Origin of the sequence: Arthrobacter sp. SLBN-83, assembly GCF_006715285.1 — a bacterium.
In the GTDB taxonomy this organism is placed as follows: domain Bacteria; phylum Actinomycetota; class Actinomycetes; order Actinomycetales; family Micrococcaceae; genus Arthrobacter.
The window spans coordinates 528,587-550,970 of record NZ_VFMX01000001.1 but is presented as its reverse complement, the minus strand read 5'-3'; the positions used below and the strand labels follow the sequence as shown (position 1 = coordinate 550,970).

The window sequence follows — 22,384 nt, the reverse complement described above, 5'->3', positions numbered from 1 at the left end:
AACCCTCCATACAGTGCGTGCCCAAAGGCCGCGAAGAGTCGAGAAGAAGGTCACCCCTTGAATACAGTTTCCGCCGCTACCGGGCTTGAATACGCCAACCTCAGCGACGCCGACTTCGAGGCCTTCGCCCTGAAGCATCCGCAGAACAGCTTCCTGCAGTCCATCGACTTTGCCCGCTTCCAGCGTGCCCGTGGCCAGCAGGTGGAGCTCTTCGGGGTCCGCCGCGATGGCGAACTCGTCGCCGCCGGAAAGCTGAACTACACCACCACCCGCCTGGGCTACACCGTCTGCGAATGCGCCAAGGGCCCCCTCATGGACTACACGGACCGGGAGCTGGTGCGTGCCGTCGTCGAACTTCTCCGCAAGCATGCGGCAGGGCGCAAAGCTGCCGAGCTGCGGATCTCGCCCAACATCCGGTACATCGCCCGGGACGCCGACGGCGCCGAGCACCCGGAAATCGAGGACAACCGCCCGCTGGTGGCCCACCTGGAGCGGCTGGGGTTCCAGCACCAGGGGCTGGACATGAACTTCGTCAACGTCAACTGGATGTTCATCAAGAACCTCGTGGGCATCCAGGACGCCGAGGAATTGATCATGGGCACCAGCTACCGCACCCGGAAAGCCATCCGGAAAGCCGAAAAGAACGGCGTCTTCCTGGAGCAGGCCACCCTGGAAACCCTGGACGATTTTTACGGCGCCCTGAGCCGCGCCGGTGACGAAAAGGGCTTTGTCTACCGCGAACGCGCCTACTACGAGCACCTGCTCCGCACCACGTCGCCGGAGTTCACCAAGCTGATGATGGCCAAGATCGACATCCCGGCCTACCGCAAATCCATCACGGAGCGCCTGGCCGAGGAATCAGCCACCGCAGCGGACCTCCGCCGGGAGGTGGAGGAAACCGGCAGCAAGAAGAAAGCCAACCGGCTCAAAGTGGTCCAGGACCTGGTGGACAGCTACGAGCGGAGCCTGAAGGACATCGAACGGTTCCCCGATTCCGTGGGGACCGCCACCGTGGCCGCCATCCACTTTGTCTGCTACGGCGACGAGGTGGTGTGCGTCATCGGCGGCACCGTCCAGGACTACATCTACTTCAACGGCGCAACCTCCCTTTACTGGGGCATGATGCTGCACGCGCTGGAGAAGGGGTACCCGCGTTACAACTTCTACGGCACCTTCGGCATTTCCGGGCAGGACGAGGAAGGCCACGGCGGCTACGAATTCAAGAAGGGATTCGGTGGGGAAGTGGTCCAGCTGGTGGGCGACTTCGTCCTGCCGGTGCGGCCCGCCGTCTTCCACGCCAACCGGCTGGCCCGCTCCGCCGTGGCAGCAGCCCGTACCGTGTTGGGCAAGCTGCCGCTGAAGCGCGCAGCCTGACCATAGCCAACCGCGCACTATCGACCAGCGCGTCATCAAGCGACCAGCGCACCACTATCCAATGCGCACAGGGAGGAAGCGGGCATGAACGACCGGCCCGAACAGCCAGGGTACCGGCCCAAAACTGACGGCCTGCCCAAAACCCAACCGCTGACTCCTGCGCAGCTCCGCCAGGATGCCGCGGCCCGGCGGATGATCCGCCGCCTGGTGCAGGGCGAGAATCCGCCCACGGCCCCCCTGAGTATCGTTGACCGCCTGGCCGGCAGCCCGTACGCCAACCCCACCATCCAGGTGGGCGGCGTGGATCAGTCCGCGCGCAAAACCCTCGACTTTGCGCTGCACCTGGCCGAGACCATGTTCCGCTACGGGGCTGGTGCCCTGGAAGTGGAAACCAGCATCATTGCCGTCACTGCCGCCCTGGGGCTGAAGAACATCGAGGTGGACATCACCAACCAGTCCGTCGGCATCAACTACGCGCCCAAGGACCAGACCCCCATCGCGTTGCTGCGCGTGGTGCGCTCCTGGACCAACAACTATGCGGGCCTGGCCAAGGTGCACCAGCTGGTCACAGACATCGTCGCCGGCGGCGTGGGCCGCGACGAGGCAATCCGCAGGCTCAATGAGGCCATCACCAGCCCCAAGCCATACCCCCGCTGGATGGTCACGGCTGCGTTCGGTGTTTTCGCTGCCGTGTTCGTAGGGGTGCTGGGCGGCGGCCCGGTGTCCTCGATTATCGCGTTCGTGGCCAACATCGGCATCAGCCTCCTTGCCAGGCAGCTGGGCCGGTGGCGGGTCCCGGACTTCTTCATCACCGCCAGTTGCTCGTTCGTGGTCACCATCCTTGCCCTCCTGCTGTGGCAGTTCGGGCTGACCGCATCGCCGTCCATCGTGGTGGTGGGCGGCATCCTGCTGCTCCTCCCCACCGGGCGCCTGGTGTCCTCCGTGCAGGACGCCATCAACGGCTTCCCCGTGACGGCGGCGGGACGGTTCCTGTCCACGCTGCTGACCTTCGGCGCCATCGTGGCGGGAATTGCCGTTGCCTTCGTGGTGGGGGAGTTGACCGGGCTGCAACGCATCGACGTCACGCAGACGTTCCCGCCCGCCTACGATCTCTGGGTCCTGGTCGTCTTCGTGGCCGCGGCGGTAATGGCCATCGGCATCACCGAACAGACCACGTGGAACCTGCTGCTGCCCACGGCGGCCGTTGGCGTTGCCGGCTACCTGGTGCTGCTCGGGTGCGGTTTGCTGGGGATCGGCGACAGGTTCTCACCGGCCATTGCCGCCGTCGTCATTGGCCTCCTGGCCAGGGTGGTGGCCCTGCGGATGGGTGCGCCGCAGCTTGTGGTTGCCGTACCCGCGGCACTGATCCTGCTGCCGGGCCTCACGATCTTCCGCTCCATGTACGTGCTCACTGTTGAAGAAGCCGAGATCCTGGCCGGCGCCGGAGGGATGCTCAGTGCCGGGGCCATTGTGCTGGGAACAGCAGGCGGCATCGTCCTGGGCGACGTCCTGGCCCGTCCACTCACCCGGAGCCTGGCCAGTAACGAGCGGCGCCGGGCCCGCCGCCGCTAGCCCGGGCAGGACGCCGCCAGCCCGGGCGCGACGCCGCCAAGCCGGCCGCGCCGTAGCAGGCGGAGCCTAGATCTGGCCGACCGGCAGTTTCTTCTCGGCCTGGAACACGTCCTCCACCCGGCCCTGCGCCCAGTACCCGGAAAGGGACACCTGCCGGCGCTCCAGGCCGCGCTGTTTGAAGAACACCTCGCGCAGGGCCTTCATGTACCCGCGTTCGCCGTGGGCAAAGACATCCACAGTACCTGCGGGCCACTCGGCCCCGGCCACAGCGTTCACCAGCAGGTCGCTGGAACCTGCCGGTGCCCCGTTGCGCGGCAGCCAGGAGATGTTCAGCCCGGCAGGGGCGGAGATGGGCTGAATATCGGCCTCGGAGCCGACCTCCAGGAAGGCCAGCCCCGTTGCCTCGGCCGGCAGCGACTCGATGCAGGCAGCGATGGCGGGCAGGGCTGCTTCGTCACCGGCAAACAGGTACCAGTCCGCGTCCGGGTTTGGGTTGTAGGCGCCACCGGGACCGGTGAAGGTGAGCAGGTCGCCCGCCTGGGCATTGGCCGCCCACGGTCCAGCCAGGCCCTCGTCGCCGTGGACCACGAAGTCGATGGCGAGCTCCCGGGCCTCCGGATCCACCCAGCGCAGGGTGTAGGTGCGGGTGAAGGGCCACTGCTCGCGCGGCATGGTCTCTCGGATGGCCCAGAGGTCAAGGGGGGAGGGGTACTGGACGCCGGGCTGTGGAAAGACGATTTTCACGTAGCGGTCCACAAACCCGTTGTTCGTGAAGTCGCTGAAGCCCTCGCCGCCGGCCACGATCCGGACCATGTGCGGCGACAACTGCTCCTTGCGCAGCACCCTCAGGTTTACCTGGGGGCGGCTCTTCTTGGTGGCGCTGGTGGCGGCAGGGACAGTGCTCATAAGGCAAGCCTAAGCTAGGGCGACGGCGGCAGTTCCCAGGTTACGTCCAGCGCACCTTGTTCCCGCAGCAGTTGGTTGACGCGGCTGAACGGCCGGGAGCCAAAGAACCCGCGCGAGGCGGACAACGGACTGGGATGGGCGCTGCTGACAGCGGGGGCTCCGGCCAGGAGCGGCCGGACGCCCTCGGCTTCCTTGCCCCACAGCACCGCCACCAGCGGCATCCTGGACCCGTCCGCAGCCTTGCGGTTCGCCAGCGCGGTGACTGCCGCCGTCGTAATTTCCTCCCAACCCTTGCCACGGTGCGAACCGGCCGCCCCCGCCCGGACAGTGAGCACCCGGTTTAGGAGCAGCACGCCCTGGTCCGCCCAAGCAGACAGGTCGCCATGGACGCGCGGCGGAACGCCCAGGTCCGATTCCAGCTCCCGGTAGATGTTCACCAGGCTGCGGGGAAGGGGCCGGACGTGCGGCTCGACGGAAAACGACAGCCCTACGGCGTGTCCCGGCGTGGGGTAGGGGTCCTGCCCCACGATGAGCACCTTCACGTCCGCCAAGGGCTGGCGGAAGGCGCGCAGGACGTTCGACGGCGGCGGGAGGATTTGGTGCCCGGCGGCCTCCTCTGCAGCAACGAAAGTAAGCACCTTCCGGAGTTGCCCTTCCACGCCGTGGAGGGCCGCGGCCCAATCGGCTGCCATGAGCTCCGCCAGCGGTAGCTCCGCCAGGTCCGCGAAGCTGATGGCGTCCGCCGGTTCCTGCTGCAGCTCGAACAGCGCATCCGATTCAAACATCGTTCCATTGTTGCAGGCACCGCAAATGACACCCCTGTTATTCGGCCGCTAGCATAGGGGTGATACATTGACCGTAACCAGCGAAGGAGTGCGCCGTGGCGGAACCGGCCCGGGAACACCTGCCGGAGCAGGATCCAGGGAAGTCCCTCCTGGCGGATTTCACCCTCCGTGAGTCCTCGCTCTCCGAGCGCGAACAGCAGATGCTGGCCCTGGAACGGCAGTGGTGGAAGTATGCGGGGGCCAAGGAGCAGGCCATCCGTGACCTGTTCGATCTTTCCGCGACGCATTACTACCAGCTCCTCAACGCACTGATCGACCGCGAGGACGCCCTGGCCCACGATCCCATGCTGGTGAAGAGATTGCGTAGACTACGTACGTCGCGCCACCGTGCACGCACCGCCCGGCGCCTGGGATCCGACGCTTAGACGCCCCAAGGCCGGGACAACAGCCGCAATCTACAAGGATGTCCTTCCACCATGACCAGATACGCCCGCGATGAATTCGACAAGGTCCCGGAGGCCGCGTCGCGACAAGGTGTCCACCGGACGGCATCGGCCCCGTCCCGTGTGCGGCTGTGGCCCATCCTTGCGGTGGGCGTTGCGGCCCTTGCCATTGGACTGGTCTCCTTCCTGATCCTTCCCAAGCTCGGCTTCAACTCCACCGCCAGCCAGGCGTCGGCAACCGTTGAATCAGCCCCGCTGGCCGGAACCGGATCCACCCCTTCGCCCACCCAGTCCTCGTCTGCACCGGCGTCCGTCCCGGCGCCGTCCGCGTCGGCCGCACCAACCCAAAGCAGCGAGCCCGAGCCCAGCGCTTCCGCCAACCAGCAGGCCGTCGTCGACAAGACCCAGCCAGTGGCCGTCTACAACGCCGCCGGCACGGCGGGGCTGGCCAGCCGCGTGGGGGGAACAGTCCAGGCTGACGGCTGGCGGCCCGGCCAGGTAGGCAACTGGTCCGGCGCCCCGCAGAAGTCGTCCGTGATCTTCTATGCCGGCCCGCAGCAACTGGCCAGTGCCCAGGAACTTGCCGGACTGTTGAACATCCCCACAGTGGTGAGCAGTACCGAATTCCAGGTACCGCTCGTGGTGGTGCTCGGCCCGGGCTACCGGTAGCCGCACATGGCACTGGGAACCGTGAAATGGTTCAACGCTGAGAAGGGCTATGGCTTCATCACCGTTGACGGCTCCGGTGACGACGTCTTTGTGCACTGGTCCGCGGTCCAGGGGGAGGGCTACCGCGCCCTGACCGAGGGGCAGCGGGTGCAGTTGGACCTCGGCGAGGGCGAAAAGGGCCCGCAGGCAGAAAACGTCCGGCCCGCGCAATGATGCCGGCTCACCGCTCCCCGGTCCGCGTCCGCACGGTGCTTGCCGCGTCCCTGGCGGGCCTCCTTTCCATGACGGCTTGCGCGGGCACCGGCGGCAACGCCAGGACGGAGCCCGCGGAGGCTTCGGGCGACGGCGTCCTCCGGGTGGGTTTGATCCTTGACAACACCGGCGACAATGCCTTCCTCAACGCACCCCAGCTGGCTGCCGCCAAGGCAGCCATCCAGGACATCAACGCCGCCGGTGGACACAAGGGCCGGCCCGTGGAACTGCTTCCGGTGCACCAGGACCAGGACACCGCAGCCCAGGCCAAGGATTTGGTGGCTGCCAAGGTGGACGTAGCGATCGGACCCACCGACTCCAGCCACGCAACCGCCGCCGTGGACATCCTGTCCCGGACCCACGTGCCGCTCATCTCCCCGGCCAACACCGCTGCCGCCCTCTCCACAAGCGCCAGCGGAGGCTACTATTTCCGGACGGCCGCAGCCGACGTCGCACAAGGTCCCGTGCTTGCCAAACTCGCCAAGGACGCCGGTGCCGCCAGCATCAGTGTGCTGTACCAGGAGGGTTCCTACGGCAAGGACCTGTCCGCCGCCGTCACCGAAGCTGCCCAACAGTCCGGAATCAAGGTCCTGCCCGGGGTGGGCTTCAAACCCGGGAATGCCGCCGAAGCCGCACGTTCTGCCGCCAAAGCCGCGCCGGACGCCGTCGTCCTGGTGGCCCGCGACGGCGCCCAGGGCGCATTGGCCGAACTCCACAATGCCGGCGTCAGCGGTTCGAAGGTCATCCTCAGCGACGGTGCCTTCGCCCGCTACGGATCCGTGCTGCCGTCCCGGGCCCTCGAAGGCGCCCGTGCTGTCGTCCCCGGCCAGCTCCCCACCGCGGGCTTCCAGGCCAAGCTGCTGGCGGTGGATCCCTCCTTGAAGGACGTCTCCTACGCTGCCGAAACGTATGACGCCGTGACGCTGGCGGCCCTCGCAGCTGCCCGGGCGCAGGATGACGCGGGCCGGTCCATTGCCGCGAACCTCATTCCCGTCTCCGGCGGAACGGCGGCCTCCGGAACGGGCGCGCCGCAGGCTCCCTGCCTGAGTTACAAGGAGTGCCTTGGCGGCCTCGCCGCGGGCCCGGACATAAATTACGACGGCGAATCCGGCCCGGTGGCCTTCGACGCCAAGGGGGACATCACCACAGCCGCCTTCTCCGTCTTCACCTACGGAGCGGACAACAACCCAAGCCCCACCGGGCACGAAACAGCTGGACACTCCGGCTGATCGCCCTGGGCGAAGGGGCTGCGGCCAGCGCCTTGTCCGGCGTCTTATCGCTTGCACTCTCACCTGGGGAGTGCTAATTATTGAGTTAGCACTCTGACGTACCGACTGCTAAAGCAACGCCTGGTTCCGGCCGGCGGCGCCCTGCACCGGTCGAGGAGCGAAAGAAACACCTCACTTCAGTGAGATCCCCAGGCGGAGGCATACAGAGGCCGCCGTCAAAGGATCGTCCGTCGCGGGCACTGCAGCGAAGGTTCATTCTTAACGACTGTCCCGAAAGGACTACTGCCGTTATGGCCAAGATCATTGCATTTGATGAAGAGGCACGCCGCGGCCTTGAGCGTGGCCTGAACACCCTCGCCGACGCCGTTAAGGTCACCCTCGGCCCGCGTGGACGCAACGTCGTCCTCGAAAAGAAGTGGGGCGCCCCCACGATCACCAACGATGGTGTTTCCATCGCCAAGGAGATCGAGCTGGACGATCCCTACGAGAAGATCGGCGCCGAGCTGGTCAAGGAAGTTGCCAAGAAGACCGACGATGTTGCCGGTGACGGCACCACCACCGCCACGGTCCTGGCGCAGGCACTGGTCAAGGAAGGCCTGCGCAACGTTGCCGCCGGCGCCGACCCGCTGTCCCTCAAGCGTGGCATCGAGAAGGCCGTTGACGCTGTCACCGCCGAACTGCTGAACTCCGCCAAGGAAATCGAAACCAAGGAAGAGATCGCGGCCACCGCCTCCATCTCCGCCGGTGACGACGAGATCGGTGCCCTCATCGCCGAAGCCCTGGACAAGGTGGGCAAGGAAGGCGTCATCACGGTCGAGGAGTCCAACACCTTCGGCCTGGAGCTCGAGCTCACCGAAGGCATGCGCTTCGACAAGGGCTACATCTCCGCCTACTTCGTCACCGACGCCGAGCGCCAGGAAACGGTCCTCGAGGACCCGTACATCCTGATCGTCAACTCCAAGATCTCCAACGTCAAGGAACTGGTTGCTGTCCTGGAAAAGGTCATGCAGTCCAACAAGCCGCTGCTGATCATTGCCGAAGACATCGAGGGCGAGGCCCTGGCCACCCTGATCGTCAACAAGATCCGTGGCACCTTCAAGTCCGTTGCCGTCAAGGCTCCGGGCTTCGGTGACCGCCGCAAGGCCCAGCTGGCCGACATCGCCGTCCTCACCGGCGGCCAGGTCATCTCCGAGGAGGTTGGCCTCAAGCTGGAGAACGCCGGCCTGGAGCTCCTGGGCCAGGCCCGCAAGGTTGTTGTCACCAAGGACGAGACCACCATCGTCGAAGGTGCCGGCGACGCCGACCAGATCGCCGGCCGCGTTTCCCAGATCCGCGCCGAGATCGAGAACTCCGACTCCGACTACGACCGCGAGAAGCTGCAGGAGCGCCTGGCCAAGCTGGCCGGCGGCGTTGCAGTCATCAAGGCCGGTGCCGCAACCGAGGTTGAGCTCAAGGAGCGCAAGCACCGCATCGAAGACGCAGTGCGCAACGCCAAGGCTGCAGTTGAAGAAGGCATCGTCGCCGGTGGCGGCGTGGCCCTGATCCAGGCCGGTGCCAAGGCGTTCGCCAACCTTCAGCTGTCCGGCGACGAAGCAACGGGCGCCAACATCGTCCGCGTTGCCATCGATGCCCCGCTGAAGCAGATCGCCTTCAACGCCGGCATGGAGCCCGGCGTAGTTGTCGACAAGGTCCGCGGCCTGCCCGCCGGCCACGGCCTGAACGCAGCAACCGGTGAGTACACCGACCTGCTGGCAGCGGGCGTCAACGACCCCGTCAAGGTGACCCGCTCTGCCCTGCAGAACGCGGCTTCCATCGCCGGCCTGTTCCTCACCACCGAAGCAGTGGTTGCTGACAAGCCGGAGAAGGCTGCTGCTCCTGCCGGCGGCGACGACATGGGTGGCATGGGCGGTATGGGCGGCTTCTAAGCCTCCCGGCCGGGATCGCCTCCCGCCAACAGAAAAATGCGGCTCCCTCCTGGTGAGGGGGCCGCATTTTTGCTGCGGATTACTTTCTGGCTGAATCCAGCATTCCCTGGACTTCCTTCGTGAAGGCTTCAGCGGCAGCCTGCGGGGTCAGCCGGTCATACAACACTTCATCCGTATAGCGCTTGATCACGTTCTGGACGCTGCCGGCACCCACCGGCGGCACCGGCGGCGCATCCTTGATATCCGGGGCGATGTCCTTGAGGAAGTTGACCACAGTGGTGTCAGCAGGCTTCAGCGAGGGCGTGATGGCGGCGACGATTTCGCTGTTGGTGGGCACGCCCCTGTCCGTCATGAGGATAGCGCCGGCCTCCGGGCTGTTGGTGAGGTAGTTGATGAACTCTGCTGCCTCCTTGGGATGCTTGGAACGGGAGGAAGCGGACCAGAACATGGTGGGCTTGTAGTACATGCCGTTTTTGGCCGAGGCGCCGTCCACGCTCGGGGCGCGCAGCATCTTGATGCTGCTTCCGGTGGTGGCTTCCAGCGAGCCCAGCTGGTTGGTCCACCACCATGCCATGCCCACCCGGTTGGTGCCAAAGAGGCTTTGCTCAAGGCTCGCTCCTGCGTCTTCCGTCGCGACGTTGGCCGGTGGACTGGCCTTTGAATCGCGCTGCTCCTTGAGCCGCTCCCAGAAGGAGGCAGCCGTGGCGGCCTGGAAGTCGAGCTTCCCGTCCCCTGAGTACAGGTTCTCGCCATGCTGGCGGAGCCAAATGATCAGGTCGGCCTCGTTGCTGCCGTACGCCGCTCCATAGTTTTTACCGTCGCCGGCGGCGCTGATCTTCGCCGCCGTGTCCGTGAAGTCCTTCCATGTCCAGGTCTTGTCGTTGGGAAGGGGAACGCCTGCTGCTTCAAACACCTTGGTGTTGGCCATGATGACATACGCGTTCTGGCCGGTGCTCAGTCCGTACTGCGCGCCACTGTACTGGCCTGATGCGAGTGCCTCCTTGTCCAGCTTCGACGTGTCGATGCCGTTCTGCTTGGACAGGTCCAGCAGCGCGCCGCGGCCGCCGTATTCGGCAATGTACTTCTGGTCCATCTGGATGACGTCGGGCGCATCGTTGGCGGCGGTCTTGGTTGCCAGTTTGTCCCAGTAGCTGGACCATTCGCCCGGCTCGGCCTTGATCTTGATGTTTGGATGGGATGCTTCGAACGCGGCGATGACTTTGTTTGTCTGTCCGTTCAGGTATTCGTTGCCCCACCAGGTGAACCGCAGGGTTACCTGACCGTTGTCGCCGGACCCGCCGGCGGCACCGCAGCCCGTGGCCAGGATGGATAGAGCCACGGCCGCAGCGCCAAGCTGAAACCTCCGGCGGCTTACTACTGGAATCGTCATTGATGTTCCTTCCGGTTGGTTTCGTCGCGCTGTGGCAGCCTTGGGGCCAAGGATGACAATTCGAGAAACCGCTTTCTGAGTTGGTGTGCTGCGATTCTTTCGCGGGACGGTAACCTCGTCAAGGCTTTCGGTAAGCGTTTTCCGAAAATCTCACCATGAAGGCCGGAGAAGCGGGACGCGCCTCGACGCTGCGGCAGGCGCAGAAGGACGGGGTGCAGCACGCCCGCGGCAGCTTATTGTCAGCTGCTTCTGGCAGGATGGATTGGTGACGATTACTGCAGCGGCTGATGGTTCGGCCTTGGGAAACCCCGGCCCGGCCGGCTGGGCCTGGTATGTGAATGACAATTGCTGGCGGGCAGGCGGCTGGCCGCACGGGACCAATAACCAGGGGGAGCTCATGGCTGTCCTTGACCTTCTGCGGGCGACGGCACACCTCCCCGGGGAGGACCTGCGCATTTTGTGTGACAGCCAGTACGTCATCAACTCCATTACCAAGTGGATGCCGGGATGGAAGCGGAAGGGCTGGCGCAAGGCTGACGGGAAACCTGTCCTGAATGTAGAGCTGCTGAAGGAACTCGACCGCGAACTGGCAGGGCGTACCTACACGTTCGAATGGGTCAAGGGCCACGCCGGGCATGACCTCAATGAGGCCGCCGACGAGCGGGCCAGGGCCGCGGCCACGGCCTACCAGCAGGGCGTGGCAGCACGGTCCGGCCCTGGGTTCCCCGGCGGACACCACCCGGGCGCGCACCAGGACCGTTCACACGGCCAGGATGGCCGCGGACGTGCCCCGGAAGCACCGGCGCCTTCCGGTATGGGACTCCCGCCGGCCACCCTGGACATTCCGGCTGCTGTCCCTGCACAAACGCAGGCAGAACGCAGGGAACCAGCGCGCCCGGGTACGGCAGGCGGGGGAGCGGGACGCCCGGCAGCATCCGGCGGTGGTGTTCCTGCATCCTCGGGCAACCAGCGCAGGCCAGCCCCCCAGCCTGTATCGGCTTTCGACGAACTGGACCTGTTCAGCGAGCTGGACGATGAAGCCCTTGAAGTGGCCGAGGCAACGCAGCAGGCGGGCTCCATCCCGCCCGAGGCACTGGTCGAGGAGCTCGAACGCGAACTCCTGGGACCGCTGGTGCGCGGGGACATTGGCCGGACCGCCATCCTTCTTCACCCGGACTTCGTGGAGATCGGCAGCTCGGGCCGGGTCTGGACCAGGGACGCCATGATGATGGCCCTTGAGGAGGACCCCGGCGAGCGGACCGACATTGAAATCCTGGGTGCGGACCGCATCGGCACCAGCGCGGTCCTGCTGACGTACCGAAGCTTTGCCCGCTCAGGCCCGACGCTCCGCAGTTCGCTGTGGGTCCTCGACGGCGGACGGTGGCGGCTGCGGTTCCACCAGGGAACCCCGGAGGCCTAGCGGGAAACCGGGCCACAGGCTGCTGAAGGGCCGCCTCAGCTGAACCGTTGAGTGTTTCCCTGCTCCGCCTGGGCGTACGTGGCGGCCGCCGACGCCAGGGCGGCATTGATGGACGCCAGCGATGCTTCCACGCGGCCCTGGGTGATGGTCCATTCGGTGATGAGTGCCTGGAAGTTGGTGGCTGCGGAACCCCGCCATGAGCCCTGCAGCTCATCCAGGCCCCGTTTCATGGTCTGCACGTCGGCGCTGATCCGGTCCACGGTGGCCTGGACGTTGGCCGACTTCAACTGCAGTAATTCGGTGTCGACGGAAATGATGCTCATGGCTGTGCCTTTCGCTAGGGCGGGTCCCCAAGGGTCCAGCGCCCGGGGATCCGGGCTGCTGGGACGAGCCTATGGAGCAGCACCAGGCGGAAGCCACGGCGGTGCGGCTATATGTGGATAATCGATCCGTCACTGGCCGCCGCACGGGCGGTACTGTCGTCAGCGGCGTCCTCCCCGCCGTCGCTGTTACTGCCCGGTGTGTCGTCCCGCCGCGGAAGGCTGACCACCAGGGTGGCGCCGCCGCCGTCGGTCTTCTGCACCCGCACCGTGCCGCCGTGGGAGCCGACGATTGCTGCCACGATGGCCAGCCCCAGGCCGCTGCCGCCTGTCTCCCTGGTCCGGGAGGTGTCCGCCCGGTAGAAGCGCTCAAAGACCTTGGCGGCGTCGTCTTCGGAGATGCCCGGCCCATGGTCCCGTACTTCGATGACGGAGCGTTCGCCGCCGTCGGTCCGGCGGACCCCGACGGCCAGTTCGATGGGGCTGCCCTCCGGGGTGTAGCGCAAGGCATTTCCCACCAGGTTGCCCACTACCTGGCGCAGCTTGGCCTCGTCGCCAAGGACGGGGGCCGGGGCCGCTGCTCCGCCGTCGAGTCCCGTGAGCGTAATCGCCCTGGAACGGTCGCTGGCCTGGGTGTCCACAACCGCGTCATGGGCAACCAGCTGCAGGTCCACCGGCTTTTGCTGCAGCGGCCGCTGCTCATCCAGGCGGGCCAGCAGCAGCAGGTCCTCCACCATGGAACCCATGCGCTTGGCTTCGCTTTCAATGCGGCCCATTGCGGTTGCCACGTCCTCGTCCGTGGCCAGCGCGCCGTGGCGGTAGAGCTCGGAGAACCCGCGGATGGTCACCAGGGGAGTGCGCAGCTCGTGGGACGCATCAGCGGCAAAGCGGCGCATCCTTGCTTCAGATGCCGTCCGCGCCGCGAAGGCGGTCTCGATGTGTGCCAGCATGGCGTTCAGGGAACTGCTCAGCCGGCCCAGCTCGGTGGCAGGGTTTTCGACTTCCACACGCCGGGAAAGGTCGCCGGCGGCAATGGCGGCGGCTGTCTTTTCCACCCTGGCCAGCGGCCGGAAGGCGCGCGACACGGTCCAGCTGGCTATGAGCGAGGCGAGCAGCAGGGTCAGCAGGCCGACGCCGGTGACCACCAGGGTGGCATGCTTGAGGACGTCGTCGACGCTCTCCAGGGGCAGCCCGATCACCACGACGGATGTGGTGGGGCCGTTCTGGACCGTCACCGCCACCACCCGCCAGTTTTCGCCGTCCGTCCCGCGGACCTGGAAGGGAGCCAGCTGGAGTGCCTGGGCTTGTTCCACGGAGATGCTGCTGATGTCCGGGTGGTCGTCCGGGTCCCCGCCAAAGGTGTACGGCTGCTCACCCGGGGTGAAGAGCATCAGGGAATAGTCGGTGGGGATGGGGTTGGGTGCCTGCAGCTGGGTGAATGAGCGCTGTTTCCGGGCAGAGTCGACGGCGGCGTTCAGTTTGTCGTCCACCTGGCCCTGGAGGTAGCTGTGGAGCAGGGTCAGGGTCACCGCTCCGGTCACCGTCAGGGCCACGATCAGCAGGGCCATGATCATGGCCACCAGCTGCGACCTGAGCGAGGCCGACTTCCACCGCTTCAGCAAGGTCAGCGCTTTTCAGCCGTCCGCAGCACGTAGCCCACGCCGCGCTTGGTCTGGATCAGTGCCGGTGCGTCGGGGTCGATGTCGACCTTCCGCCGCAAGTAGGAGATGTAGGACTCCACGATCGAGGCGTCCCCGTTGAAGTTGTACTCCCAGACGTGGTCCAGGATCTGCGACTTGGAAAGCACCCGGTTGGGATTGAGCATGAGGTAGCGCAGCAGCTTGAACTCGGTGGGGGAGAGCTCGATGACAGTGCCGCCGCGCCGCACCTCGTGGGCGTCGTCGTCGAGTTCCAGGTCGTCAACGCGGATCACCGCGTCGTCGTCCAACAGGGGCTGCGTCCGGCGAAGCACCGCCCGGATACGGGCCACCACCTCGTCGAGGCTGAAGGGCTTGGTGACGTAGTCGTCCCCGCCCACGGTCAGGCCGGTCACCTTGTCCTCGGTATCGTCCTTTGCCGTGAGGAAGAGGACGGGGAAGTGTTTCCCGGAGGCCCGGAGCCGGCGGGTCACGGTGAACCCGTCCATGTCCGGGAGCATGACGTCCAGGACGGCCAGATCAGGGGCGTGGGTGTCGGCCGCTGCCAGGGCATCACGCCCGTTGGCTGCGGAGACCACTTCAAAGCCGGCGAACCGCAGTGACGTGGAGAGGAGCTCGCGGATGTTGGGTTCATCATCAACGACGAGCAGCCTGGCTTCTGGACCGTTCTTGTTCATGCTCCCATCATGCTCCCAGTCTCTGGGAGTTGTCTGGATATTCGTTGTGAGGATGATGGTGCTCCGCTCGGGCCTACCAGTCCATCGTCCCGGGCTCGCCCTTGAAGGGGCCCACTACCCGGCTGGTTATCCAGCCTCCGTAGAAGCGGCCAGGTTGGGCAGTGACCCGCTCACCATCAACCTCGCAGTAATCCATGCGGCCTGGGTATACCGCCACCCGGCCGGCAAGCGCCTCAAAACCCGACGCCGGATCCGGGTAGGACCACGCGGCGCTGTCCGCTTCCTTCCCGCCGCCGCGGACTGTCAGGTACTTCGCCGCGCCCTTGAACTCGCAAAAGCTGCTGCCCGAGGATGGCTCCAGCGCACCGGCGGCAAATGCTGACTCGAGGACGTAGTACACCGGCGGATGGCTGGTCTCGAGGACCCGCAGCGAGTCCGTGGTGTCAAGGATGACCTCGCCGCCCAGGACGATGCGGATGCGCTCGCTGCTGGCTTCGATCCGGGGCGGACGGGGATATTCCCACACCGATTCCTGCCCGGGTCCGGGCGCCACCGGGACGATTCGTGTTCTCATGCCTCCAGTGTGCGCGCCGAAGCCGCAACTTGGCACGCTGGATTCCTAGTCCGCTGCGGCCACGTCCTTGGCGTCCATGATCCGGTAGGCATACCCCTGCTCTGCCAGGAACCTCTGGCGTTTGGCCGCGAAGTCCTGGTCCAGGGTGTCCCGCGCCACGAGGGAGTAGAAGCGGGCTGCCCGACCGTCCTTCTTGGGCCGCAGCAGCCGGCCCAGCCTCTGGGCTTCCTCCTGCCGGGACCCAAAAGAGCCCGAGACCTGGATGGCCACCGAGGCCTCCGGCAGGTCGATGGAGAAGTTGGCCACCTTGGACACCACCAGGGTCTGCAGCTCCCCGGCGCGGAATGCATCAAAGAGCTTCTGCCGTACCTTGACGGACGTGTCGCCCTTGATGACGGGTGCCTGCAGGCGCTCGCCGAGCTCATCCAGCTGGTCGATGTACTGGCCGATCACCAGCAGCTGTTCACCCGCATGCCGGGCCACCAGTTCCTCCACCACCTGGGTCTTCGACTCGGAGGTGGCGCACAGCCGGTATTTGTCCGCGTCGTCAGCCATGGCGTAGGCAACGCGTTCGTCCTTGGGCAGATCCACGCGGACCTCGACGCAGTCCGCCGGCGCGATGTAGCCCTGGGACTCAATGTCCTTCCAGGGTGCGTCGTACCGTTTTGGCCCGATCAGGCTGAAGACCTCGCCCTCGCGGCCGTCCTCCCGGACCAGGGTGGCAGTCAGCCCGAGGCGCCGCCGGGCCTGCAGGTCCGCGGTCATCCTGAAGATCGGTGCCGGAAGGAGGTGGACCTCGTCATAGATGATCAGCCCCCAGTCGTGGCCGTCCACCAGTTCCAGGTGCGGGTAGATGCCGCCCCGCTTGGTGGTGAGCACCTGGTAGGTGGCAATGGTCACCGGCCTCACCTCCTTAAGGGCACCCGAGTATTCCCCCACCTCGTCCTCGGTAAGGGACGTGCGCTTGAGCAGTTCGTCCTTCCACTGCCGGGCGGCGACGGTGTTGGTGACCAGGATCAACGTGGTGGTGGAACCGGTGGCCATGGCCGCGGCCCCCACCAGGGTTTTGCCGGCGCCGCAGGGCAGGACCACCACTCCGCTGCCGCCCGCCCAGAAGTTTTCGCTGGCCAGGCGCTGGTACGGCCGCAGCTGCCAGCCGTCCTCATTGAGCGAAATCAGGTGCGGGGTGCCGTCCACGTAACCTGCCAGGTCCTCCGCCGGCCAGCCGAGCTTCAGCAGCAGCTGCTTGAGCTGGCCGCGCTGCGAGGCGTGCACCACGACAGTCTCGCCGTCGATCCGTGGCCCGAGCAGTGGGGCGATCTTCTTGGCCCGGATCACTTCCTCCAGGACGGGGTAGTCGTCGGTCCGCATGACCAATCCGTGGCGAGGGTCCTTTTCGAGGCGCAGCCGGCCGTACCGGGACATCGTTTCCTCGATGTCGATCAGCAGCGAATGCGGAACCGGGAAACGGGAGTACTTCAGCAGCGCGTCCAGCACCTTTTCGGCGTCCAGCCCGGCGGCCCGGGCGTTCCACAGCCCCAGCGGGGTGAGCCGGTAGCTGTGCATGTGCTCGGGCGCACGTTCCAGCTCGGCGAAGGGTGCAATGGCGTGCCGGGCCTCGGTGGCCAGCTCGTGGTCCACCTCGAGGAGGATGGTCTTGTCGCTTTGGACGATCAGGGGTCCGTCGGTCACGCGGGAAATCCTTTACTGGCGCAGTTCCTCTGCGGCCTCGATGTCGATGATGCGGTGGACGGAGAGGACCCGTTCGGTGTCCTTGGCGGGATCGAACACACGGACCCTGCCCCCGCTCACAGATAGCGGAACAACAACTTCCAGGCTGGCATTCCCCAGGTTGTCCACCACGTTCATGTTGATCCGCTGCTTCAGTCGGATGGCCTTTTGCAGCGCCTCCAGCCCCAGTTGCGTGGCAACCTCGCTGCCGGGCGTGGCACCGGAGTGGTGCCCGACGACGGCGCCGGCCTGCCGCAGGACGTCCAGTTGGGCTTCCACCTCCTCCGCCGCGGGAGCCATTCCCGGGGCGGTGTACACCGGGCGCAGGTTCTCCTGCGGGGCGGCAGGCCGGCGGAGGTGCGCGGCGGCTTCGGCGCCGTCCACGGACGGCGAAAGGCCCAGGCTGCGGAGGACGGCGGCAAGCTCACGGGGTGGCGCCGACGACGCCACAACCGTGGGGGCCAGCCTGACCAGGCCCAGCTGGGCAGCCTTCGGTCCCGACATCAGGTCGGTGAGCGCCGTTTCATCCTCGCTTTGGATGAAGCTCGCAGCCTGGCCCACGTGCAGCCTGCCGTGCCGGGAAGCGGTGTCCTCCACCAGATACTCCAGCGGCTGGGGAACCGTCGTGGCCGAATGCTCCCGGAGGAACGCCAGCAGGCCCGCGGCGTCATAGCCGCGGTCCAGTGCGCGCTTAACCGACTCCGCGGAGAACCTGTAGATGGTGGCAGGACCCTGCCCCTCGGCGTCGGCCATCAGCAGGAGCTGTTCCGTCAGCGCAGGGGAAAGGTAGCCGGGAGCAACAGCGGTCAGGTCAGCCTGCAGCAGCACGTGGTTGAGGGCCGCGGGCAGGTGTTCGCCCAGGATGGCAAGCGCGGCGTCGGGGCGGTCCTCCGCAAAGGCGCTCCCCAATTGGCTCAGGGCCCCAGAGCCCACCAGGCCCAGCATCTCAGCCTCGGCGAGGACGCCCCGGATGAGGGAACTGAACCGCCGGGCCATCCGCGGCTGGGACCATTCGGCGCGCTGCAGCACCGCAGCGGCATCAAGGACCGGCGCGCCTCCGTCGCCATCGTCGGCTTCCCGCGTCAGCTCAAGCAGGATTTCCAGGATGCGCTTGCGGACCACCGGGGCATCGGGGCGCTGCGCCCCGCCAGACAAGGCAGCAATGGTGGTGCCGGAGGCAGACTGGGCGGACGCTGCTCCCGGCGCTGAATTGACGGGCTGGCCCACCATGGATGGCACGCGCTCGCTGGCCAGCCAGGCGTTCACCAGCCACAGCCATTGTTCCTGCCGCGGAAGGACCAGCCACTCCAGCTCCGGGGGCTGGACCCATGATGAGGAATCGACGTCCAGGCGGATCAGGCCGGCCAGGCCGCACAGCTCCAGCAGCCGGCCCACCGCGCCCTGGTCGACGCGCAGCTGTTCGGAGAGCCGTCGCAGCTCGCGGACCCCCACGCCCCCGCTCCGCAATGTGGCCAGCGGCTGCGCCCCAACCGCATGCAACAGTTCGGAGACCAGCCGGAGGGTTTCGGAAATTGCGCTCAGGGCTGCGTTCCTCCGCAGCGCAGCGGTGGTGCGGCCGAGCTCGGCAACCGGCGGGGCAAGGGTGAAGTCGTTGATGATCGCCCCTCCCCGCAGGGCCACCCCTACGCTGTGCGGCAGCTCCACGTGCGCCGCGTCCAGCGGTACCAGCAGCCCGCGTGCAAGAAGCCAGTCAACAGGCCCGACGTCGGCCCCCTCCGTAGCGACCGAGGCTTTCCGTTGCGCCTGGGGGACGGCACCCATGGCCCAGTTCCGGAACTTGGCGAGCAGCGCCGTCGTCCGTTCCGGCGCCTTGGCCAGGATGTCCCGCAGGGCATCCGGGGACGTTGTCCAGTGCTGAAGCGCCAGGGCCGCCTCCATGGGAGTGGTGGCGGCGTGGATCGGGAACCCGCTGCGGTGCAGTTCGGAGACCAGCTGCACCGCCCGCTGTGCGAAGGCCGGCTGGAGCCGGACCAGCTCCGTGTAGCTCCGGCCCAGCCCCGCCGGGTAGATGCCCACCACGTCCTTGAGCGAGCCCACCGGCAGGAAGAAGTGCTGGCCGGCGGCCGGGGCAGGGGTGCCGTGCGGGGGAGCGGCCGGGTGGACCAAGGCAAGCTCCTGCAGGGTGCCGATGATCTGCTCAACAACTGCCAGCGAGGAACCGCTGATCAGCTGGTGCAGGCCTTCTGCCGAGGCGCTGTGCCCTGTGTCGGTGTTGGTGCAGAGATGCAGGGTCTCCAGGACCTGCATCTGGGGCCGGTTCAGCCGCTCGAGGGCGCGCTGAACGCTGACACGGGAACTGGCGCGCGCCGCCAACGCCGCGAAGTCCGGAACAGAGGGGGAAATGAGGTCCGGCCGCGCGGCGAACAACGCCCGCAGCGAATCATTGCTGCGTGCCTCCAGTTCCATGCCGAGCGCGCGAATGAGGGACATCAGTCCAACGTTACCGCCGCCCGGCCTTTCCCGCGCGCCGGCGGGCGACAACGCCGTCGAGGACCACCAGGAGCATCAGGATGAAGGCCGCCGGGAGGCCGTACAACGCAGAGTAGGTGACCCAGGTGGGCGCCACCGACCCGGCGAAGGCAAGCGCCATGACCGTCCCCACAGCGATGAGGGACAGCACGGCAATAACAGCGGCGAGGACCATCAACGGCCGCCGGTAACGCGAGGGAGTCATGGACGCAACGCTACAGCGGCTCCCTTGGTGCGGTTAAACGCTCCCGCCGCCCTTGCGCCCGGGGCGGAACAGTGCTGCAGGAAGCGTAATCAGGCATTCGGCAGGATAACCTTGAAGGATACAGACCAACGCGGTTTGCGCATGCCATACCTTGAACCCGCACAACAATGCGGACGCGGTGGCAGGCGGCCGCGTCTCATGACAGCAGAACGAAGAAGGTTGATTACGTGCCTACCGGCAAGGTCAAGTGGTATGACAAGGACAAGGGCTTTGGGTTCCTCGCGGGCGAAGACGGCCAGGAGGTCTTCCTGCCCAAGTCGTCGCTGCCCGAAGGGGTAACGGAGCTGAAAGCGGGCACGCGGGTGGAGTTCGGCGTGGCGGACGGCCGCAAGGGTGCACAGGCCCTGGGCCTGCGGGTGCTGGACAAGACCCCGTCCATTGCCAAGGCCAAGCGTCCCAGTGCCAAGGACCTCGCCCCGCTGGTGCAGGACCTGGTGACCGTCCTGGACAACCTGTCCGGGACCCTGTCCAAGGGCAAGTACCCGGAGGGCAACAAAGGCAAGGCCATTGCCGCCGCCCTGCGCAAGGTTGCCGACGAGCTGGACGTTTAGGCGCCCATGGATCCCCAACCTGAACAGCCGGGCGCGCCAGTGCAGGAGCAGGCTGCCAAGACTCCGCCAAAGCGCAAGGCAGGCTTGCCCGTATGGCGTACGGGCAAGCCTGACGCTTTCCTGGCCGCGGCTGTTGATGCGGCCCGCACAGCGGTGGAGAGCATCACGCCGGCCGCCACCATCGGGGCGCACCTTGCGGCCAAGAGCGAGGGCGACCGGTTGGTGACGCACCTGTTCGAGTCCCGCCTGGCGGGTTATGCAGGCTGGCAGTGGTACGCGGTGCTGACCCGCAACTCGCGTTCCAAGGTGGTCACCGTAAACGAGCTGGGCCTGCTGCCGTCCGAGGATTCCATCCTCGCGCCGGAGTGGGTGCCGTGGGCCGAACGAGTCCGCCCCGAGGACGAACGGCCCCAGGAGCCCGAGGTTAATGGGCACGAAGCAGAGGCCCGCGAGCCGGAAGCGCAGGAGCCGGAACCCCAGGAGACAGCGGCAAGGGATGCAGGAACGCAGGAACCAGGGCAGCCAGGGGAACCGACGGACGACGACGGAGCGCAGGCAGGAGCCTAGCCGCACCTTCGCCGGGAAACCGGCCCCTCCCTCTGCCGGGCACAACGAAAACGGCGCCGTTCGGGACAAACCCGGGCGGCGCCGTCGTACGTTAAGCGTGCCTGCCGATGGGCAGGCACGAGCTGCCGTTAGGACCTACTTGCGAAGCTCGCCCACCACGTAGTCGATGCTGGAGAGCAGGGCCGAGACATCGCTCGGCTCGATGGCCACGAAGGTGGCGATGCGCAACTGGTTGCGGCCCAGCTTCCGGTAGGGCTCGGTGTCCACGATGCCATTGGCGCGCAGGATCTTGGCTACTGCGGCGGCGTCCACAGACTCGTCGAAGTCGATGGTGGCGATGACGTTGGAACGCTCCTCCGGCTTGGCCACGAACGGGGTGGCGAAATCGGATGCCTCGGCCCAGCTGTAAATGCGTCCGGCGGAGTCGGCAGTGCGTCCGGCAGCGAAGTCCAGGCCGCCATTGGAGTTCAGCCACTGGACCTGCGCGTTCAGGGTCACCAGCGTGGACAGCGACGGCGTGTTGTAGGTCTGGTTCAGGCGGGAGTTGTCGATGGCGGTCTGAAGATCCAGGAAGTCCGGGATCCAACGTCCACTTTCCTTGACGCGGGCGGCCCGCTCCAGCGCGGCGGGGGAGAACAGGCCAAGCCAGAGCCCGCCGTCGGAGGCAAAGTTCTTTTGGGGCGCGAAGTAGTAGACGTCGCTCTGGGCAACGTCCACGTCCAGGCCACCGGCGGCCGAGGTAGCGTCCACCAAAACCAGGGATCCCTCGTCGGCTCCGGAGACCCGCTGGACCGGGGCTGCCACGCCGGTGGACGTTTCATTCTGCGGCCACGCGTAAACGTCCACCCCGGCCTCGGCCTGTGCCGCGGGACGCGTGCCGGGCTCGGACTTGATGATCGAGGAAGCTTCCAGGAACGGGGCCTTGTTGGTGGCCGCAGCGAACTTGGATCCAAACTCGCCGAAGGAGAGGTGCTGGGCCTTCTTCTCCACCAGGCCGAAGCTGGCGACATCCCAGAAAGCAGTGGAGCCGCCAACGCCAAGGACAACCTCATAGCCCTCAGGGGCACGGAAGAACTGGCTCAGTCCTTCACGGACAGACCCCACCAGGTTCTTGACGGGAGCCTGGCGGTGCGAGGTGCCCAGAATGGTTTTGGATGCTGCGGCGAGGGCATCGATCTGTTCCTGCCGGACCTTTGACGGGCCGGCCCCGAACCGTCCGTCCTTGGGCAGGAGGTCGGCGGGAATCGTGATGCTGGTGTCGCTCACAGGTGCTCCAATTCGGCGGGGACGAACGCTTTGGTCCGGACGGGCGGGTTGTGGTGGCCGGCAGCCGGGCAGCGGCTGTGCCATAGGCCTTTTCCATTCTGCCTGAACAGCAGCGGCGGGCGGGAACCGGCAGCGGCAAAGTCCAGACACTGAGACGATGTGCCGCGGGTGCAAGTGTTCCGCGCATGCGGCTTGTTGTGTGCCCCTTGGGCCGGCGGCTATTCGGACAAAGTCAAAATAGGCTAAGCTTTCCCCCGGACTACCTCGCGGGAAGAGGCGATACGGTGGGACAACGCAAGGTAATGCGCCCGAGGAGCTGA

21 protein-coding genes are annotated in these 22,384 nt (G+C 66.5%); 10 read left to right on the top strand and 11 right to left on the bottom strand.

The features are described 5' to 3' along the window. The first annotated feature begins 57 nt into the window (after positions 1 to 57). Positions 58 to 1,374, top strand: coding sequence for a peptidoglycan bridge formation glycyltransferase FemA/FemB family protein (locus FBY30_RS02450; RefSeq protein WP_142131078.1), 1,317 nt, complete (start codon positions 58 to 60; stop codon positions 1,372 to 1,374). Between the two features lie 84 nt (positions 1,375 to 1,458). Then, the gene (locus FBY30_RS02445; protein WP_142131076.1) at positions 1,459 to 2,946 is read left to right on the top strand and encodes a threonine/serine ThrE exporter family protein; all 1,488 of its coding nucleotides are present in this window, start codon (positions 1,459 to 1,461) and stop codon (positions 2,944 to 2,946) included. A 66-nt stretch (positions 2,947 to 3,012) separates the two neighbouring features. Here FBY30_RS02445 and FBY30_RS02440 read toward each other — a convergent pair whose 3' ends face one another. Next, on the bottom strand, positions 3,013 to 3,852 hold the full coding sequence (locus FBY30_RS02440; RefSeq protein ID WP_142131075.1) for a siderophore-interacting protein: 840 nt from the start codon (positions 3,850 to 3,852) through the stop codon (positions 3,013 to 3,015). A 14-nt stretch (positions 3,853 to 3,866) separates the two neighbouring features. Then, the gene (locus tag FBY30_RS02435) at positions 3,867 to 4,637 is read right to left on the bottom strand and encodes a uracil-DNA glycosylase (protein WP_142131073.1); all 771 of its coding nucleotides are present in this window, start codon (positions 4,635 to 4,637) and stop codon (positions 3,867 to 3,869) included. Between the two features lie 95 nt (positions 4,638 to 4,732). On the opposite strand from FBY30_RS02435, the gene FBY30_RS02430 reads away from it, so the two are divergent. The 5 genes from FBY30_RS02430 to groL all read left to right on the top strand — a co-directional run bounded on the left by FBY30_RS02430 (position 4,733) and on the right by groL (position 9,155). Beyond that, a complete protein-coding gene (locus FBY30_RS02430; protein WP_142131071.1) occupies positions 4,733 to 5,062 on the top strand; it encodes a DUF3263 domain-containing protein in 330 nt (109 codons plus the stop codon). A 51-nt stretch (positions 5,063 to 5,113) separates the two neighbouring features. Next, positions 5,114 to 5,749: a LytR C-terminal domain-containing protein gene (locus tag FBY30_RS02425; RefSeq protein ID WP_142131069.1), complete on the top strand. Its 636-nt coding sequence runs from the start codon at positions 5,114 to 5,116 to the stop codon at positions 5,747 to 5,749. 6 nt (positions 5,750 to 5,755) lie between these two features. Continuing rightward, positions 5,756 to 5,962 (top strand): cold-shock protein, encoded by a 207-nt coding sequence (locus tag FBY30_RS02420; RefSeq protein ID WP_142131067.1) that lies wholly within the window; start codon positions 5,756 to 5,758, stop codon positions 5,960 to 5,962. After that, positions 5,962 to 7,230: an ABC transporter substrate-binding protein gene (locus FBY30_RS02415; protein WP_142134834.1), complete on the top strand. Its 1,269-nt coding sequence runs from the start codon at positions 5,962 to 5,964 to the stop codon at positions 7,228 to 7,230. The genes FBY30_RS02420 and FBY30_RS02415 overlap by 1 nt, the downstream gene beginning before the upstream one ends. A gap of 290 nt (positions 7,231 to 7,520) precedes the next feature. After that, positions 7,521 to 9,155, top strand: a complete 1,635-nt coding sequence (gene groL, locus FBY30_RS02410) for a chaperonin GroEL (protein ID WP_142131065.1) — start codon at positions 7,521 to 7,523, stop codon at positions 9,153 to 9,155. 79 nt (positions 9,156 to 9,234) lie between these two features. Here the strand turns inward: groL and FBY30_RS02405 are convergent, their stop codons facing one another. After that, entirely contained in the window at positions 9,235 to 10,545 is a 1,311-nt protein-coding gene (locus tag FBY30_RS02405) for an ABC transporter substrate-binding protein (protein ID WP_142131063.1), read from the bottom strand. Between the two features lie 265 nt (positions 10,546 to 10,810). Between FBY30_RS02405 and FBY30_RS02400 the strand changes: the two genes are divergently transcribed. Then, on the top strand, positions 10,811 to 11,965 hold the full coding sequence (locus FBY30_RS02400) for a ribonuclease HI family protein (protein ID WP_142131061.1): 1,155 nt from the start codon (positions 10,811 to 10,813) through the stop codon (positions 11,963 to 11,965). A 35-nt stretch (positions 11,966 to 12,000) separates the two neighbouring features. On the opposite strand, the gene FBY30_RS02395 is transcribed toward FBY30_RS02400, so the two are convergent. From FBY30_RS02395 to FBY30_RS02365, 7 genes are all read right to left on the bottom strand, one after another. Beyond that, a complete protein-coding gene (locus FBY30_RS02395; RefSeq protein WP_142131059.1) occupies positions 12,001 to 12,288 on the bottom strand; it encodes a WXG100 family type VII secretion target in 288 nt (95 codons plus the stop codon). A gap of 107 nt (positions 12,289 to 12,395) precedes the next feature. After that, a complete protein-coding gene (locus FBY30_RS02390) occupies positions 12,396 to 13,907 on the bottom strand; it encodes a sensor histidine kinase (RefSeq protein ID WP_142131057.1) in 1,512 nt (503 codons plus the stop codon). A gap of 2 nt (positions 13,908 to 13,909) precedes the next feature. Then, positions 13,910 to 14,620 carry a response regulator transcription factor gene (locus FBY30_RS02385; RefSeq protein ID WP_142131055.1) on the bottom strand — a complete coding sequence of 237 codons (711 nt, stop codon included), beginning with the start codon at positions 14,618 to 14,620 and terminating at the stop codon, positions 13,910 to 13,912. A gap of 73 nt (positions 14,621 to 14,693) precedes the next feature. Then, complete coding sequence (locus FBY30_RS02380) at positions 14,694 to 15,194, bottom strand: DUF427 domain-containing protein (protein ID WP_142131053.1); 501 nt, start codon at positions 15,192 to 15,194, stop codon at positions 14,694 to 14,696. 45 nt (positions 15,195 to 15,239) lie between these two features. Next, positions 15,240 to 16,886: a DNA repair helicase XPB gene (locus tag FBY30_RS02375; RefSeq protein ID WP_142131051.1), complete on the bottom strand. Its 1,647-nt coding sequence runs from the start codon at positions 16,884 to 16,886 to the stop codon at positions 15,240 to 15,242. Between the two features lie 12 nt (positions 16,887 to 16,898). Continuing rightward, a complete protein-coding gene (locus FBY30_RS02370; RefSeq protein WP_142131049.1) occupies positions 16,899 to 19,376 on the bottom strand; it encodes a helicase-associated domain-containing protein in 2,478 nt (825 codons plus the stop codon). A gap of 10 nt (positions 19,377 to 19,386) precedes the next feature. Further along, positions 19,387 to 19,620, bottom strand: coding sequence for a hypothetical protein (locus FBY30_RS02365; RefSeq protein ID WP_142131047.1), 234 nt, complete (start codon positions 19,618 to 19,620; stop codon positions 19,387 to 19,389). Between the two features lie 227 nt (positions 19,621 to 19,847). Here FBY30_RS02365 and FBY30_RS02360 point away from each other — a divergent pair, with 227 nt between their 5' ends. Further along, positions 19,848 to 20,231 (top strand): cold-shock protein, encoded by a 384-nt coding sequence (locus FBY30_RS02360; protein WP_142131045.1) that lies wholly within the window; start codon positions 19,848 to 19,850, stop codon positions 20,229 to 20,231. A 6-nt stretch (positions 20,232 to 20,237) separates the two neighbouring features. Continuing rightward, complete coding sequence (locus FBY30_RS02355; protein ID WP_142131044.1) at positions 20,238 to 20,798, top strand: DUF3027 domain-containing protein; 561 nt, start codon at positions 20,238 to 20,240, stop codon at positions 20,796 to 20,798. Positions 20,799 to 20,933: 135 nt separating this feature from the next. On the opposite strand, the gene serC is transcribed toward FBY30_RS02355, so the two are convergent. Continuing rightward, positions 20,934 to 22,064, bottom strand: coding sequence for a phosphoserine transaminase (serC, locus tag FBY30_RS02350; RefSeq protein ID WP_142131042.1), 1,131 nt, complete (start codon positions 22,062 to 22,064; stop codon positions 20,934 to 20,936). Positions 22,065 to 22,384 lie beyond the last annotated feature (320 nt).